Here is a 16,004-nt window from a genome sequence, read left to right on the forward strand (position 1 = left end):
CGGTGGTCGGTCCTGAGTCGGTGCACTGACCCGTCGTGGGGCCGCTGCCCTACGGCGGTCAGCTCCCCGCGGTGCGCTCGACGGGCGAGGTGGCACTACACTGTGTGTTCACCGGGGTCCTCAGCGTGGTGGGAACCGGCCATCGGGCTACGCCTCGACGCTGACGGGGGTGACTCTCCGTCCTCTCGCTCTCACACGACGCGGTGCACAGGGTGCGCGACATCCGGAAAGGCCCAGCGTGCAGATGACCTCTCCACCGCCTGACGGCGCCGCCGTCGACGTCTGCGTGGTCGGCGCCGGTCCGGTCGGGCTCTCCCTCGCCCTCGAGGCCGCTCGCTCCGGGCTCCAGGTCCTGCTGGTCGAGGCGGGCCACCGGACGCGGAAGCCGTCCGGAACTCCGCTCGACGAGACGATCGCGACGGTCCTCGATCCTGGTGTGCACGCCCCGTTCAGCGCCACCACGCGGCTCGGCCTGGGAGGGACCTCGTGGCTGTGGGGCGGACGTTGTGTGCCCTTCGAACTCGCCGACCTCGCCCCCCGTGACCACGTTCCATTCTCCGGATGGCCACTGTTCCGCTCGGACATCGCGCCGTACGAGGCCGAGGCTGCCCACTACCTCGACTGCGGCTCAGCCGCCTTCCACGCCGACCCGGTCGGCGGCTGGGACGAGACCGTCGTGCGGACCACGCAGCTGGAGCGGTGGTCACGCCGGCCGGCGGTGGCCCGCCGACTGGGCGCGCAGGTGCTCTCGCACCCGGGCATCGCGGTGGTCTCCGAGGCCCTGGTCACCGGCGTCGTCGTCGACGACACCGGTACGTCTGTTCGGCACCTCCGTGTCTGGCGCGACAGGCGCGAGGTGACGGTCGAGGCGGCTGCGTACGTCCTCGCGTGCGGTGGAGTGGCAACCACGAGACTGCTGCTTAACACACAGCGTTCGAACCCGGCCCTGTTCGGTGGACCCTCGGGTGCGCTCGGCCGCTACTACATGGGCCACCTCACCGGCAGCATCGCCTCGATCGTGCTGACGCATCCGGACGACGTCGCCGACTGGGGCCTCGTCCGCACCGAGGACGGCACCGTCGTGCGCCGCCGGTTCACGCTGTCCGAGCAGGCGCAGCAGGACCACCGCCTGCTGAACACCGCGTTCTACCTTGGTAACCTCCCGTTCTCCGACGCCCGGCACGGCAGCGGCGCCCTCTCCCTGTTCTCCCTCTGCTTGGCTGCGCCCGTCCTGGGACGTGTGCTGGGTCGACCGGAGACACGACGGCGGGATGTCGGAGGTGGGGCGCGCGACTGGCGGAGCCACCTGCGCAACCTGACGCGGCGCCCCGGCCGGGTCATCCGGGACGTCGCCGCGGTGGTACGCCTGCGCCTGCTGTCCCCTCGTCGCGGGGCGGAGTTCCTCCTGCGCACCGACACGGGTGCCTACGCCTTGCGCTACCACGCCGAGCAGGAACCCGACCCCGGCAGCCGGATCACCCTCAACGACCGCACGGGCAGCGACGGCCTGCCCGGCATCGACGTCGACCTGCGGTACTCCGACCAGGACGTCGACTCGGTGCTGCGGGCGCATTCCCTGCTGGACGAGCACTTGCAGACGACCGGGTTCGGCCGCCTCGTCTACCGCCATCCGCTCGACCAGCGGGCCGCGGCGGTGCGGGCGCAAGCGATGGATGGATACCACCAGATCGGCACGACCCGCATGAGTGACGACCCCCAAAGCGGCGTGGTCGATGCCGACTGCCGGGTCCATGGGACGACGAACCTGTACGTCGCGTCCAGCAGCGTGTTCCCTACCGCCGGCGAGGCCAACCCGACCTTCATGGCGGTCACCCTGGCGGTCAGGCTGGCACGGCACCTCGCCGACCGCGTCGGTGTGTGTGATCCGGCTTCCGGGATGAGGCGCCGGGACCGGGGAGAACCCGTCACGCCGACGCGCTTCCCTCACTGAGCGAGTGGCGGCAGTGCTGTGGGCTCGACCTGATGGCCTTCGGCACGGTGGTCGCGCAGCAGTGCGTGCGCGACGGCCGCACATCCTCGGCCGGGAGGCCTGGACCGCCACCACTGGCTGGGCCCCACTGCGCCCTTGGCCGCCGCCCGGGCTGAGCCCTCGAGCGTGTCCCTGCACTATGTGTCGCGGGACCCCCGACGGGAGAGCAGGTGGGCGGCGAGGAGGACGACCGCGATACCGATGACCACCAGGACGATGGTGGTGGCCGACCGCAACTGCGCCGAGGCCTGCGCCTCCGCCGATCCAGCCCGGGGACGGAGTTGCTCGGCCAGCGGGACCACCGCGCCCGACGAGTCACCGGCCGCGAGCCTTGGCTCGACCTCGCTGGTGATCGCCTCTACGACGGCCACGCCGAACAAGGAGCGGAGTCGTAGATCCACCTGGAGTGCTCTTACTACTGCAACGGCAGTTATGGCGGTGCCTGTCCTCGGGCCCGATAGTGGGCGGCGCGGGCCTGGGCCTGGCGTCGTCGGCGCCACCACGACCAGTCCGCGGCATGGTCGGGGTCGGGCTGCGGAGTGTGGATGAGGGTGTTGAGCAGGCGGCGGAGCTCGGGCACGGTCAGCGCGATGAGCTGCTCGTTTCCGGCTGCGGAGCCCCCTTTTCCGCGGTGGCGCTTGTAGCGGCCAGATAGGCGTGAGCGAGCACCGCCAGGGTGATGTGCCGATACCAGGCGATGTAGTCGCGCACCTCATAAGAGGCCAGCCCGGCCTCGTTCGTGGCCGCCTGGAAGCACTCCTCGATGCGCCAGCGGCCGCCGGCCACGGCGATCAGCTGGGCGAGGGTGGTGCCGACGGGTCCGGCGCAGACGTAGTAGGCGACCTCGGGCGCCTCGCCGGGGTCGGCGGGAATGCCGCGGCGGGCCAGCACCCAACGGGCCCAGCCGGGATCGAACCCGGCCAGTAGCCCGATGCGCGCCCAGTCGTAGAGCCGCAGGCCGCGCGCGCCGGCGCCGGCCGAGCACCGCTGCCAGGCGATTCGGGTACCTCGTCGATCAGGGCGCGGACCCGGCGCTGCCGCCAGTCGACGGTGGTCACGGGCTCGTTGCTGCGGGTGGCCAGCACGTAGGGCAGTCCGTGCTGCTCACACCGGACCCGCAGCCGTTTGTCCTGCCCGTAGAGTTCATCGGCGATCAGCCAGCCGGCCGGCACGCCCTCCTCCAGGGCTCGGGTAAGCATCCGGCAGGCCAGCTCGGGCTTGGTGGCGAAGCCGACGGCGTCGTCGATGCCGGCGGCCCGGGCCCGCTCCCGGTCATCAGTCCAGGCCCGCGGCAGATGGAGCTCCCGGTCGACCAGCGCCCGCCCGGTGTCGGTGGCGTAGGCCAGAAAAATCCCGATCCGGCAGTTGTCGATCTTGCCGGTGGTGCCGGTGTACTGCCGGGCCACCCCGGCCGAGCGGACGCCCTTCTTGATGAACCCGGTCTCATCGACGATCAGGACTCCGCTCGGGCCGAGCCGCTCGACCACGTAGGACCGCAGCTCGTCGCGCACGGCGTCGGCGTCCCAGTCGGCGGTGCGCAGCAACCGCTGCATCCCGTCCGGAGACACCTCGCCGGCGGCCTCGGCCAGCGTCCAGCCGTTCCTGCGCTCCAACCGGCCCAGCAGGCCGCGCAGATAGGCCAGCACCCGGGCCCGCGGCTCGGCCCGGGTGAACGCACCGGCGATCCGGGCATGCACCTCTTCCGGGCCCGCCGCTCAATCCTGCACTGAAGTGACCCCCGTCGGCTGAACACCTTGGTGCGCCCCCTGTTTCCCGGAGCCGGGTTATTGGATTCTGAGGCCTCCCGAGTTTCGGGGAGGGCCGCATGGGGCGGCGTGGATATCCGGCGGAGTTCCGCCGCAAGGTGCTGGATCTGGTGGAGTCCGGTCGTCCGGTCGCCGACGTGGCCAAGGCGCTGGGCATCAGTGACCAGACGATTCACACCTGGCGGCGACAGGACCGCATCGACAAGGGCCTCGAGCCGGGGTGACTTCCGGGGAGCGGTCCGAGCTGGCGGCCGCCCAGCAGCGGATCGCCGCCTTGGAGGCCGAGCTGGCCGTGCACCGGCGGGCCTCGGAGCTGCTGGGGAAGGTGGTGCCCCCAAAAGGCGGTTCGAGGCCATCGCGGTGATGGCGGGCGAAGGACTCTCGGTCCAGCTGGCCGCCCGCGTGCTGCAGGTCTCGGCGTCGGGCTACTACGAGTGGAAGACTCGCGCGCCCTCGGCCCGCAGCATCCGCCACGCGCTGCTCACCGACGCCATCCGCGAGGTCCACACCCTCTCCCGAGGCACCTACGGCTTTCGGCGAGTGTACGCCGAGCTCACCCTGGGTCGCGGCCTGGTCATCGCGCACGGAACCGTCGAGCTGCTGATGGCCGGGCGGGGCTCCAGGGCGTCACCGGCCGGCCGAGATGGGTGCGCGCCCGCCCCGACGTGGTCGCCATGGATCTGGTCGACCGGCGCTTTGCTCGCGCGGCGCCCAATCAGCTGTGGGTCACCGACATCACCGAGCACCCCACCGTCGAGGGCAAGGTCTACTGCGCCGTCGTGCTCGACGCTCACTCGCGGCGAGTGGTGGGCTGGTCGATCGACTCCTCACCGACCGCGGCGCTGGTAACCAACGCCCTGGGCATGGCGATCGAGTCCTGTAAGCCACCGGCAGGAGCGATCATCCACTCCGACCGCGGGGTGCAGTTCGGCTCCTGGGCGTTCACCGACCGCGCCAAGGCGAGCGGGCTGGTGCCCTCGATGGGCAGCATCGGCGACTGCTACGACTGTGAGACTCCGGCTTGCCGTCCGGCGGCCTGACTCCTGCTTACGACTGACCCCGAGGTCTGGGTGTCCTTGCTGTTGATCTGTCGTCCGCCGGGCGGTGCACCAGATGGTGCTGGCCGGGCGGGCAGTGACCTCATAGGAGCCTGATCGCACTCAGTCTCGTCACAGTCCCGTCCACCCGACCGGCCAGCACTGCCACCATCCGCCTGGTCTGTTGGAGGTAGCAGTGACGAGCATGAGCCCGGCCGCCGAGGTCGTCCAGCGGCGGCACCGCGCGGTCATCGGCGTCGACACGCACAAGTACATCCATGTCGCGGTCGCCCTCGATGAGTTCGGCGGGGTGATCGACGCCCAGCGCTTCGCCGCCGACCGGGCCGGCTACACCCAGCTGATCGACTGGGCCCTCGGCCTGGGCCGCAAGCTCACCTTCGGCATCGAGGGCACCGGGTCCTACGGTGCCGGGTTGACCGCCGCAGTCCGCCGCCGGGACATCGGCGTGATCGAGGTGCTGCGCACCGACCGCCGCGACCGGCGGCTGCGCGGCAAGAACGACACCCTCGATGCGGAGAACGCCGCCCGCGCCGTGCTCGGCGGACAGGCCACCGCTGTGCCGGAATCCAACGACGGCGTGGTGGAGATGCTCCGCCAGATCAAGGTCGCCAAGGACATCGCGGTCAAGGCCCGCACCGCGGCGATGATCAGCCTCAAGGCCGTCGTGGTGAACGCCCCACCGGAGCTGCGCGAGACCCTGCAGCCGCTGTCGAAGATGGCGCTGATCGACCGCTGCGCCGGCCTGCGCCCCGGCCCGGTGACCACCGTGGCCGCGGCGACCAAGCACACGCTGCGGTCGATCGCCCGACGCTGGCAGCAGCTGCACGAGGAGATCAAGGCCCATGAGGTGCTGCTCACCGAACTCACCGGGCAGCTGGTGCCGCAGCTGGTCGCGGCCTTCGGCATCGGCGCCGACACCGCTGCCGAGCTGCTCATCGTCGCCGGCGACAACATCGACCGGGTCCGCTCCGAAGCGGCCTGGGCCCGGCTCTGCGGAGTCGCCCCCGTCCCCGCGTCCTCCGGCCTAACGACACGGCACCGGCTCAACCGCGGTGGCCACCGCCAGGCCAACGCCGCTCTCTACCGCGCGCTGATCGTGCGCATGCAGCACCACGAACCCACCCGCACCTACGTCACCCGACGAACCCGGGAAGGCAAGACCAAGGCCGAGATCATCCGCTGCCTCAAGCGCCTACTCGCCCGCGAGACCTGGGCCCTCCCCCGCCCGCTCCGGACCCCTTCCCGGACCGCTCCAACCCCAGCTTGACGGATATAGGAGCGTCAACTCGATGATCGAGTCCTTCTGGTCCCGGATACAGGTCGAGCTTCTCGACCGCCGGCGCTGGAAGACCCGCATCGAGCTGGCCAACGCGATCTTCGAGTACCTCGAGGTCTGGCATAACCGGCAACGGCGGCACAGCCGCCTGGGGATGCTCACACCCATAGAGTTCGAGAACCGACAACTGATCATCGGGGCCTAGCGAGTCCAACGACCCGACTCCGTCGAACCCGGGGCACACCATGTCCGCCTGACGGGGGTCACTTCAGTATCCGGCTCGCCGACGCCCGCGCCGGGCCCGCACCGACCAGCCTTTCACCACCGCCGACTTCACTTTCGGCGTGCGCAGCGCAGTGCTGACCCCACCGGTTCGGGTGACCGGCCGCACGTGGGGTCACGTCGGGCTGTCGGCCAGCCGATGACGAGTCCGTGTGGATCTGGATCGTCGGGGGACTGCTCCTCTGGGTGCTGCTCGCCTTCGCCGTCGCCGTGGTCATCGGCCGCGGCATCCGCATGGCGGACATGCTCTCCGGACCTCCGCTGACCGCCGCTGACGCCACGGGCGAGGTGCGGCTGCGCACCGCCCGGCGGCGCGTCCCGTTGCCGCCCGTCGGCATCGCCCTCGCCGCGACCGCGGTCCTGCTCGAGACCACCGGCTACATCACCCGGCTGGCCGGCGCCACCGGCCCGGTGGCCCGCGCCCTGTCCATGGACGCCCCCTTCTCCGTGCCCCGCACCTTCGTCGCCGCGCTCTTCGCTGTGGCTGCCGTGGCCGCCGTGGCCGGTGCCGTCCGCGCGCCGGGACGCCGCGCCTGGTGGATCGCCGTCGGCCTGGTCAGCGCGGGCATCGCGGTCGTCAAGTTCGGCGGCACCGTGCACGTCGACGTGATGACCGCACTTTCGGACGCCGTCGGCGCGGCGGGCGCCGTGGTCGTGAGCGTCGCGGTCGTCGTCGCCGTGCTCGCCGTCCTCGCCTTCGTCAGCCGCGCCGAGCGCCGCGACCGCCGCCGGGTGCTCACCGGCCTGGCGGCGTACGGCGCGGCCTCGGTCGGCCTCTCGACCATCTCCACCCTGGCGGTCGGACAGTGGGCGGTGACCGCCACCTACCTCGAGGAGTCCGGGGAGGCGCTGGCCGGCGTCGCCGTCCTGGTCGCCGTCCTCGTCGGGGTCGCACCGCGCCTGGTGCTCCCCGCCCCCTGGGTGCTCCGCCGGCACTCGGACGCCGCCACCCTCGACGTCCCCGAGCAGCTGCCCCGCGCCCTCCGGGGCTGAGCGTGCGTCGGGCGGAACTGTGAGCTTCCTGTCACTCTGCGGCCAGGCGTTTACGACCCGATCCTGAGTCCTACCGTTGCATCGAGCAACGGCGCTCTTCCCGACAGCCGGTCCGACAGGACCAGGGAGGGGCGACCATGCGCCTGCTCACGACCCCGCGCAACTCCACCGAGGCACCCGGGACGTGGTGCTGCGAGTTCGAGCTCTCGGGTGACGCACCATCCCGCGCGGTCAGCGCTCCGGCCGGGCAGCAGCAGGCGCGGGTACTCGTCCGTCTGCACGGCGAACCCCTCGGCTACCTGGACCTGCCGCTGCCGAGCGCCGGGCTGGACGTCGGCGACCTGGTGCGCCGCGCGCACGCGGCGTTCGCCCCACGCATCGCCGCCCATCTCGACCAGGAGGCCATCGAGGTCGAGGGGCGGCCGGCACCGGCCGGGGAGGGGTGCCCGAACCGCGTGGACTCCGACGGCCTCGTCACCGTCGTCGTCTGCACCCGCGAGCGCAGCGCCGTCCTCGCCGTGTGCCTGCAGCGCCTCCAACAGCTCTCGCACCGCGACGTCGAGGTCCTGGTGGTCGACAACGCCCCCTCGGACGACAGCACCCGCCGCGTCGTCGAGGCGGCCGCGGCCACCGATCCGCGCATCCGCTACACCCGGGAACCGCGGCCGGGTCTCTCCGCCGCCCGCAACCGCGGCCTGGCCGAGGCGCGGGGGCGCCACGTGCTCTACACCGACGACGACGTCTCCGTCGACCTCGACTGGGTGCAGGGCGTCCTGCGGGGCTTCCGGCGCCGTCCCGACGTCGCCTGTGTGACCGGCCTGGTCTGCACCGCGGACATCACCAGCCCCGCGGAGGCGTACTTCGACGCCCGCGCCGCCGCCTGGTCCGCCCGCACCGAGCCGCGGCTGTTCGACCTCGCCGCGGAGCGGGACGGCTCGACCCTCTACCCGTACGCCCCCGGCCTCTTCGGCACCGGCGCCAACTTCGCCTTCGACCGTGACCACCTACGCGCGCTCGGCGGCTTCGACGAGGCCCTCGGCGCCGGCGCGCGCACCCGCGGCGGCGAGGACATCGACGTCTTCGTGCGCGTCCTGCGCAGCGGCCGCGCGATCGCCTACGAGCCGGCCGCGATCGTCTGGCACCACCACAGGGCCGACGACGCCGCCCTCCTCGCGCAGCTCTACGGCTACGGCACCGGGTTGTCCGCATTCGTCGCCAAGTACCTGCTGTCCCGGGAGACCCGTGGCGAGGTGCTGCGCCGGGTGGTGGCCGGTGCCCGCCGGCTGGCCACCATCCCGGCCGACACCGACGCCCGGTTGGGTGATCAGGCGGTCCGGCCGCCCGGTGCGCGCCGCCGCGAACTGTTCGGTGTGGCCGTGGGCCCGCTGCTGTACCTGGGTGCGCTGCGTGACGTACGCCGCCGAGCTGGGGACGTCGCAGCCGCCGTCTGCTGACCGACAGTAGTCCCCGCGGCCATCAGCCATTGCCGGGCTGGCCTGCGGATCCGCGGCCATGAACTCCGAAATCGCTGTCATGAAGGCGTCAGACGGCTACTCAGAGTCAGAAACGCCGAGGAGCGTCCAGGCTCACCACCGAATCGGTTGCCCCACCCTCCGTCTGCACGGATGGTCACACGGGGTGATGTCGGGCCGGACGTCCGATCACCAGCCACATCGCCGTCGGCGCGGATGTGGGACGGGGGCACGGGTGCAGAGCAGCGGTGGCACGGGGGGAGTGGTCGGCATCGCCGATCCGCTCGCCGCCGTCCCTGCCGTCCTGCCGCCCCTGCGCCGTCCTCGACCCCGGTCGCTGCTGCTCGGCCTGCTGCTCACGGCCGGGCTCTGGGTGCTGCTCGTCACCACCGCCGACTCAGCGCAGGCCGCCGGCGCGAGGCCGATGGCCACCGCCGGTCAGCACAGCCCGATCGGCGACGCCGGATGGCAGCCCGGCAGCGGACCGGGCGACGACCACTCCCATGCCTGGGACCACGGGCCGTCGGACGGCAGCCCGGCCTCCGAGGACGAGGAGGTCCCCGCGCCGGTCGAGGAACCTGCGCCGGCCCCCGCCGTCTCCGCGCCGGCCCCCGCCGTCCCCGCGCCGGCCCCCGCCGTCCCCGCGCCGACTGCGGACGCCGGCGCCACACCGCCCCCTGTCCAGCCCGCGCCCGCGGTCCCCGCCGGGGTGCCGGCCGCCACCCCGCCGACGACGCCAGGGATCACCCCCGCTGCGCCGACCCCGCCCGCGCCTGCTGTGGGTGCCGGTGCCACGCAGCCCTCCACCGAGCCCGCGCCCGCGGTCCCCGGTGGGGCGCCGGTCGCCACCCCACCGACGACGGCAGGGAGCACACCCAGCACGACCACTCCCGGCACGAGCCGCCCGCCTGCACAGGCCACGCCTGCGGCCGACAAGGGCGCTACGGACAAGGCCCTCGAGCGGGCGGCAGCCCAGAAGGCCGCGGCGGACAAGGCCGCGGCGGACAAGGCCGCGGCGGACAAGGCGGCGGCGGACAAGGCGGCGGCGGACAAGGCGGCGGCGGACAAGGCGGCGGCGGACAAGGCCGCGGCGGACAAGGCCGCGGCGGACAAGGCCGCCGCCGGAGAGCCGGCGCCCGTCTCCGGCCAGTCCGTCCCGACGGTGGCCGCCGTGACCTGCCCGGCGCCGCCGGTCCCCGGCGCCCCGACGCCCCCGGCGTCCCCCGCGGTCGTCGAGGACGACGGCGCCCCATCGGAGGACCTGTCCTCACTCCGCGACCAGCACACGAGGACGACCGGCACCGCGCACGTGGGTGCTCCCCCCGCGCCGGTCGTCGTGGCCCCGGCGCAGGGTGTCGTGATCGACGCCCAGGACGCGCCTCCGAGTGCACCAGTGCCGGTCTCGCCGCCTCCTGCGCCACCGGCAGCCCCCGCGGCCCCCTGCACGACCGGCGCCGCCGCCTCGGGCACCTACGCCTCCGGCGCCGGCCAGCACGGCCTCGCCTCCATCCCGCTGGCCATCCTGGGGACGGAGATCGCGGCCCCGGTCCCGCTCACCGCCGAGCTCCGCTGGATCGACGTCCCCGCCCGGGTCATCGGCGGCGGCGACGACCCGGGCTGCAGCCCCGACTGATCCCTCCCGCCTCCGGCTGAGCGTCGGTGCCCAAGCGCACCCCGAGCGCCGGCCGGGGTCCGCGCGCGTCCCGAGTGAACCGGACGCGCCCCGCCAGGTCGTCACAGGCGTCGGCGGGCGCCGTCATCCCAGGGCAGTGCACGAGAAAGAGGGCACAGGCAATGCGAGAAGCGAAGAGCATCGTCGACGTCCGGCCGCCGGCCGAGGTCGTCCCCCATCCCAGCGCCTACGCCGGCCAGGTCCGGACCACGGTGCCGCGGGTCAGCGTCATCATCCCCACCTTCAACGAGGCCAAGAACCTCCCGCACGTGTTCTCCCGGCTCCCGGACGTGCACGAGGTGATCGTCGTCGACGGCCGCAGCGTCGACGACACCATCGAGGTCGCCCGCACCCTGTGGCCGGACGTGCGGATCGTGCTGCAGAACCGCCGGGGCAAGGGCAACGCCATGGCCTGCGGCTTCGCGCACGCCACCGGCGACATCGTGGTCATGCTGGACGCCGACGGGTCGGCCGACCCGCGGGAGATCCCGCGCTTCGTCCAGGCCCTGACCGACGGGGCCGACTTCGCCAAGGGCACCCGGTTCGCCAACGGCGGCGGCAGCGCCGACATCACCCGCACCCGCAAGTGGGGCAACCGGTGGCTCAACCGGATCGCCAACCTGTTCTTCGGCACCCGGTACACCGACCTCTGCTACGGCTACAACGCCTTCTGGGCCCACTGCCTGCCGGCCCTGGAGCTGGACGCCGGCGACCGTGGCAGTGACGCCAAGCTGTGGGGCGACGGGTTCGAGATCGAGACGATCATCAACACCCGGATGGCCAAGGCCGGAATGCGGATCACCGAGGTGCCCAGCTACGAGTTCGAGCGCATCCACGGGGAGAGCAACCTCAACACCTGGCGCGACGGCGTCCGCGTGCTGCGCGCGCTGATCGTCGAGCGGGTGAACGGCAAGGGCCGGCGTTCGCGTCGCAACCTCCTGGCGCACGCCGCGGAGTCGGCCCGCGACGTGCACCGCATCCAGCCCAACTTCGCCGTCCAGCCCGAGGACGAGGCTCGGTGGGGGTGAGCCGGGTGCGGCCGGTGCGTCCCGACCCGGCGTCCACCCGTACGAGGGGGACGCCGGGTCCGGGAGGGACCGGCTCCGCCCGGCCGTGGATACGCTCCGCCCCGTGACATGGCTGGTTACCGGGGGTGCCGGGTACATCGGAGCGCACATCATCTCGGCGATGCGCGAGGGCGGTCAGGACGTCGTCGTGCTCGACGACCTGTCGAGCGGCGACCTGGCCCGGATCCCGGGTACGCACGTCGTGCAGGGCAGCGTCCTCGACGCCGAGCGGGTCGCACGGACCCTCCGTGACAACGACGTCCGGGGTGTCGTGCACGTCGCGGCCAAGAAGCAGGTCGAGGAGTCGGTCAACCGGCCGCTGTACTACTACCGGGAGAACGTCGAGGGCCTGCGGGTCCTCCTCGAGGCCGCCACCGACGCCGGGGTCGGCTCCTTCATCTTCTCGTCCAGCGCCGCCGTCTACGGCTCACCGGACGTCGACGTGGTGGACGAGGACACCCCGTGCCTGCCGGTGAACCCCTACGGGACGACGAAGTACGTGGGCGAGCGCATGGTGGAGGAGGTCTCCGCCGCCACCGGCCTGCGGTACGTCAACCTGCGCTACTTCAACGTCGCGGGGGCCGGCACGCCCGAGCTCACCGACCGCGGGGTCTCCAACCTCGTCCCGATGGTCTTCCAGCGCCTCGCGCAGCGGCAGGCGCCGCGCATCTTCGGCGACGACTACGCCACGCCCGACGGCACCTGCATCCGCGACTTCATCCACGTCGCCGACGTCGCCTCCGCGCACGTGGCCGCCGCCCAGGCGCTCGCCGACGGGCGCGTGGAGAGACTCACGGCGAACATCGGCCGCGGCGAGGGTGTCTCGGTGCAGGAGATGATCGCGACGATCCGCCGGGTCAGCGGCACCGCCGGCGAGGACTGGTCGCAGCCCGTCGTCGAGCCGCGGCGCGCCGGCGACCCAGCCCGCGTGGTCGCCTCCGCCGACCGCATCCGCGACGCCCTGGGCTGGAAGGCCCGCTACGGCGTCGAGGAGATGGTGGCCTCCGCCTGGGCCGGCTGGACGGCGCGTACCGCCGGCTGACCCACCCGGCGCGGGAGACCGCCCATCCCGCACGCACCCGACGCAGGCGTGCGGGACCGCCGTCCGGCCGGCGATCCCCGGGACCTCACACCCGGCCGCCCTCCCGCGGCGTCGCGTCAGCCCGGCCGACTGCCTCGGCCTCGGCCGCGTCGTGCGCCAGCGCCCCCGGCGGCGCGAGGGCCACCGAGCGGGACCTCCCGCGCAGCAGCTTGTTGCACGGCCGCTCGACTCCCAGGTGGAGCAGCACGGCCAGCGCGCAGGCGATGGCCGCGATGAGCAGGGCGATCACCCACTGCGGGCCGACCTCCCACAGGTACGGCGCCAGGTTGACGATCACCAGCTCGTGCACCAGGTACAGCGCGAACGACGCCTCGCCGGCGAAGACGAGCGCCCGGCTGCGCAGCCAGCCAGTCCTGCCGTCCAGGTCGCGCGCTGCCGCGGACAGCAGCACCAGCAGGAACGGCAGCGGCATGACCACGTTGGGCAGCGGGAAGGGCGTCCGGTAGGAGATCGCCAGGCCGACGACCACGGCGACGGCCGCGACCAGCGGGTGCACGCGGGGCCGCCAGCCCCCGCGGAGCGCCAGGCCGGCGACCACGCCCAGCAGGAACTCGCTGAACCGGAGTGCCGGCAGGTGCTCGCCGAGCGCCGCGTCCTGCACGCCGACGTACCCGGCGACGACGAGCGCCGTCAGGGGCAGCGCCCACTGCACCACCCCGGGCACCCGGCGCAGCGCCCACACCGTCAGCGGGAACATCGCGTAGAAGAACAGCTCGCAGCTCAGCGACCACGCCACACCGTTCATCCCGAAGACGACCTCCGGGTCGGTCCACCAGCTCTGCACGAGCAGGAGGTTGGGGACGGCGGCCTCCCAGCTCCGCGCCACGGGGACCACGGGCACCAGCGCCGCGACCCCGACCATCACCGCGTGACTGGGCCAGACGCGTGCGAACCGGTGCCGGTAGAAGCGCCGCGCGGGCAGCGCCGGGTCGGTGCCCCAGGCCAGCACGAAGCCCGAGAGGACGAAGAAGAAGGAGACCCCGACGAAGCCCAGCGTGGACAGCGACGCGGGCAGCGAGGCGATCCCCCACTGGTCGAGGTGGAACACGACGACGACCGCGGCGGCGAAGAGGCGGAGGGACGTGAGCCGCGGCAGCGCGGTTCCCCGTGACATTCGCGGCAATCTACCCACCGATCCCGGGGCGGGGCAGGCGTGGGGACCGGTGCCGGCCTGTGCGACCCTCGATCACCCGGACGGGTGGAGCGCCGCTCACCCCCGAGTGGTACACATCCCGGCGGTTTGTGGAGGAGGGCGTTCCTGCCCCATGGTGGTCCGGCTCGAACGGGCACGAGGACGCCCGACGTACAGGGGATGGGAGACGCAACGACCATGAGTGCAGCGACCACGAGCGAGGGGGTCCCCCCGCTGGTCATGCCGGGGCCGTACACGTCGGTGGCCGAACGCCTCCGCGAGGTGTCCGACCACCTCGCCGACCGGCCGGCCGTGGTGGCCGCGGACGGCGACCTCACCTACCGAGAGCTCCAGCAGCACGTGGACGCCGTCGTCCGGGCGCTGGCCGCACTCCCGGTGGTGGACGGCGACGGCACTCGCCAGCCGATCGGTCTCCTCGCGGAGCAGGGGTCGGCCAGCGTGGTCGCGATGCTCGGGATCATGGCCGCCGGGCACCCGTGCGTGCTGCTCGACGTCCTGCTGCCGCCGGCCCGCCTCGGGGTCGTCACCGAGCGGGCGGGGGTGACCGTCGTCCTCGCCGACGACGAGCGCCGGGACGTCGCGGCCGGCCTGCCCGGCGTCGGGACCGTCGCGGACCTCGTCCCGTCCGACGACGCCACCAGTGACATCCCTGCGCCCGCGATCACCCTCGACGACCCGGCGTCGCTGGTCTTCACCTCCGGCAGCACCGGGCTGCCCAAGGGCGTCGTGTGGACCCAGCGCACCTCGCTCGCGATCGGCCACACCAGCCGGGTGACCCTGCGCGCCACGCCGGAGGACCGCATGGCCCTCGTCGTGCCGCAGGCGTTCGCCGTCGGCCAGCTGATGATCCTCGCGGCGCTGCTGAACGGCGCGACGCTCTGCGTCCGCGACCCCCGCATCCACGGCATCCGCGACCTCGCCGAGTGGCTGGACGCCACGCGCGTGACCATCCTGTCCTGCACGCCGTCCCTGCTGCGCGCCATCCACGGCGCGCTGCCCGAGGGACACGTCCTCGAGACGGTCCGCATGGTCACCACGGCCGGCGAGAAGGTCTACGGCAACGACGTCACCGACTTCCGCACCCACCTGCGCCTTGGCGCCAGCTTCCTCAACTGGATGGGTTCCTCCGAGACCGAGGCGCTCACCGGCTTCGAGATCCGGCCGGAGGACCCGGTGCCCGACGGCGCCGTCCCCATCGGGCGCGCCGTCCCGCTCCGCGACCTCGCCATCCTGGGCCCCGACGAGGAGCCCGTGCCCGCGGGGGAGGTCGGCGTCCTGTACGCGACGTCGGCCTACTTCTCGGCCGGCTACTGGCGCGACCCGGCCGCGACGGCGGTCCGCTTCCGCGCGGAGCCCGACGGCCGCACCCGGTACTGCACCGGGGACCGCGCCCGGATGAGCGCCGACGGGCTGGTCGAGATCCTCGGCCGGGCCGACGACTCGGTCAAGATCCGCGGCTACCTGGTCGAGCCGGGCGAGGTCGAGGTCGCACTGCGCGCACTGCCGGCGGTGGTCGACGCCGTGGTCCGCGGCGTGGGCGTCGACGACGAGACCCGCCTGGTCGCCTGGGTCGTGCCCGACCCGCACCGGCCGCGGCCGACCGAGGCCGCGCTGCGCAGCGACGTCGGCCGGGCCCTGCCGGACTGGATGGTGCCGCGCGACGTCGTGTTCCTGCCCGAGCTCCCGCGCAACGAGCGCGGCAAGGTCGACGTCGGGGCGCTGCCCCCGCCGCCGGAGCGGCGCGAGACCGCCGCGCCGGAGACCGAGACCGAGGTCGCCCTCGCGGGGATCTGGGAGCCGATCCTCAAGACCGAGGGCATCGGCCGGGAGGACAGCTTCACCGCCCTCGGCGGGGAGTCCCTGGCGATCGAGGAGATGCTGGCCGCCGTCGAGCAGCAGTACCGGCTGCGGCTGGCCGCCGACGACCTCATCGACCACCCGACGCTGGCCGAGTTCGCGGCGTTCGTCGACAGCCGGCGCTCCAGCGGCCTCGCCGGTCGACTGGCGGCGGTCACCCCGCGCCTGGAGGCGGCCGGCAAGGCCGTGGGCGGGTTGCTGAGGGGTCGCAACCGCCGGTCCTGAGCCGGACGACGACCGAGGACCGGCGGCCTGCACGGCCGCCGGTCCTCGGTCGTTCCCAGGGTGGCTGCGGGCGGCGGGCGCCCTTCGACGT

12 protein-coding genes and 3 pseudogenes are annotated in these 16,004 nt (G+C 73.2%); 12 read left to right on the forward strand and 3 right to left on the reverse strand.

The window, feature by feature from the left end; all coding sequences use genetic code 11:
- Positions 1-244 precede the first annotated feature (244 nt).
- Positions 245-1,951: an FAD-dependent oxidoreductase gene (locus GOBS_RS02090; RefSeq protein WP_012946648.1), complete on the forward strand. Its 1,707-nt coding sequence runs from the start codon at positions 245-247 to the stop codon at positions 1,949-1,951.
- Positions 1,952-2,127: 176 nt separating this feature from the next.
- Here GOBS_RS02090 and GOBS_RS02095 read toward each other — a convergent pair whose 3' ends face one another.
- Both GOBS_RS02095 and GOBS_RS02100 read right to left on the reverse strand, forming a co-directional pair.
- Complete coding sequence (locus GOBS_RS02095; protein ID WP_041241294.1) at positions 2,128-2,361, reverse strand: hypothetical protein; 234 nt, start codon at positions 2,359-2,361, stop codon at positions 2,128-2,130.
- Between the two features lie 211 nt (positions 2,362-2,572).
- Positions 2,573-3,687, reverse strand: a pseudogene (locus tag GOBS_RS02100) (IS701 family transposase).
- A 128-nt stretch (positions 3,688-3,815) separates the two neighbouring features.
- Here GOBS_RS02100 and GOBS_RS27930 point away from each other — a divergent pair.
- The 10 genes and pseudogenes from GOBS_RS27930 to galE all read left to right on the forward strand — a co-directional run bounded on the left by GOBS_RS27930 (position 3,816) and on the right by galE (position 12,618).
- The gene (locus tag GOBS_RS27930; RefSeq protein WP_208104367.1) at positions 3,816-3,980 is read left to right on the forward strand and encodes a transposase; all 165 of its coding nucleotides are present in this window, start codon (positions 3,816-3,818) and stop codon (positions 3,978-3,980) included.
- A gap of 139 nt (positions 3,981-4,119) precedes the next feature.
- Positions 4,120-4,359 (forward strand): annotated as a pseudogene (locus GOBS_RS29570) (IS3 family transposase); the annotation flags it as partial.
- Positions 4,360-4,430: 71 nt separating this feature from the next.
- The gene (locus tag GOBS_RS28430; protein WP_081448783.1) at positions 4,431-4,796 is read left to right on the forward strand and encodes a DDE-type integrase/transposase/recombinase; all 366 of its coding nucleotides are present in this window, start codon (positions 4,431-4,433) and stop codon (positions 4,794-4,796) included.
- A gap of 202 nt (positions 4,797-4,998) precedes the next feature.
- A complete protein-coding gene (locus tag GOBS_RS02115) occupies positions 4,999-6,081 on the forward strand; it encodes an IS110 family RNA-guided transposase (RefSeq protein ID WP_041241295.1) in 1,083 nt (360 codons plus the stop codon).
- Positions 6,082-6,097: 16 nt separating this feature from the next.
- Positions 6,098-6,295: pseudogene (locus tag GOBS_RS02120) on the forward strand (IS3 family transposase); the annotation flags it as partial.
- A 227-nt stretch (positions 6,296-6,522) separates the two neighbouring features.
- A complete protein-coding gene (locus tag GOBS_RS29150; RefSeq protein WP_012946650.1) occupies positions 6,523-7,365 on the forward strand; it encodes a hypothetical protein in 843 nt (280 codons plus the stop codon).
- A gap of 137 nt (positions 7,366-7,502) precedes the next feature.
- The gene (locus GOBS_RS02130) at positions 7,503-8,819 is read left to right on the forward strand and encodes a glycosyltransferase family 2 protein (protein ID WP_012946651.1); all 1,317 of its coding nucleotides are present in this window, start codon (positions 7,503-7,505) and stop codon (positions 8,817-8,819) included.
- 253 nt (positions 8,820-9,072) lie between these two features.
- Positions 9,073-10,470: a hypothetical protein gene (locus GOBS_RS27935; protein WP_208104368.1), complete on the forward strand. Its 1,398-nt coding sequence runs from the start codon at positions 9,073-9,075 to the stop codon at positions 10,468-10,470.
- A 161-nt stretch (positions 10,471-10,631) separates the two neighbouring features.
- Entirely contained in the window at positions 10,632-11,537 is a 906-nt protein-coding gene (locus GOBS_RS02140; RefSeq protein ID WP_012946653.1) for a glycosyltransferase family 2 protein, read from the forward strand.
- 103 nt (positions 11,538-11,640) lie between these two features.
- Positions 11,641-12,618, forward strand: a complete 978-nt coding sequence (gene galE, locus GOBS_RS02145) for a UDP-glucose 4-epimerase GalE (RefSeq protein WP_012946654.1) — start codon at positions 11,641-11,643, stop codon at positions 12,616-12,618.
- A gap of 85 nt (positions 12,619-12,703) precedes the next feature.
- On the opposite strand, the gene GOBS_RS02150 is transcribed toward galE, so the two are convergent.
- Entirely contained in the window at positions 12,704-13,792 is a 1,089-nt protein-coding gene (locus GOBS_RS02150; protein WP_012946655.1) for an acyltransferase family protein, read from the reverse strand.
- Positions 13,793-14,008: 216 nt separating this feature from the next.
- Here GOBS_RS02150 and GOBS_RS02155 point away from each other — a divergent pair, with 216 nt between their 5' ends.
- Positions 14,009-15,913: a non-ribosomal peptide synthetase gene (locus tag GOBS_RS02155; protein WP_012946656.1), complete on the forward strand. Its 1,905-nt coding sequence runs from the start codon at positions 14,009-14,011 to the stop codon at positions 15,911-15,913.
- Positions 15,914-16,004 lie beyond the last annotated feature (91 nt).

The organism is Geodermatophilus obscurus DSM 43160 (assembly GCF_000025345.1).
GTDB classification, from domain to species: domain Bacteria; phylum Actinomycetota; class Actinomycetes; order Mycobacteriales; family Geodermatophilaceae; genus Geodermatophilus; species Geodermatophilus obscurus.